This is a genomic window from Nocardioides abyssi, assembly GCF_030412915.1.
Taxonomy (GTDB): Bacteria; Actinomycetota; Actinomycetes; order Propionibacteriales; family Nocardioidaceae; genus Nocardioides; species Nocardioides abyssi.
This window is the reverse complement of sequence record NZ_JAUHJR010000066.1, coordinates 1-349: the sequence shown is the minus strand read 5'-3', so window position 1 is coordinate 349 and position 349 is coordinate 1. Positions and strand designations below refer to the sequence as shown.

At 57.9% G+C, this 349-nt stretch carries 1 protein-coding gene; it reads right to left on the bottom strand.

Features of this window, described 5'->3' with window-relative positions; genetic code table 11:
• Positions 1–154: 154 nt before the first annotated feature.
• The coding region (locus tag QWY29_RS21305; protein WP_300962981.1) for a hypothetical protein at positions 155–349 on the bottom strand (195 nt) is incomplete at its 5' end.

Sequence of the window (349 nt, the reverse complement as noted above, 5' to 3'; positions counted from 1 at the left end):
CACAACGACAGGACAGAAACTAAACACACACTCACGGACACATCACCAACCGCACACGACTTTTATTCTAACGACACGGCAACAGATCACAGGCCGATCTCTACCAACTCCGGGTCACGGTGGCGATCAACTCAGCTTCAGCAGCATGACACGTTTACCAGGGGAGGATCTTCCAGCGCTGGTTGTCGCCCTCACACCACTTCCACAGCACGAGGGAGGTGCCGTCGCGCACGCCGCCGTGCTCCTTGTCGCCGTGGAGAGCGTCAAAGTTGAGGTAGATGTTATTCACCATGCGGATGCACCGGAAGCCGGCGCCCACGTCGCGGCTCTCAGTCCACAACACTGACTC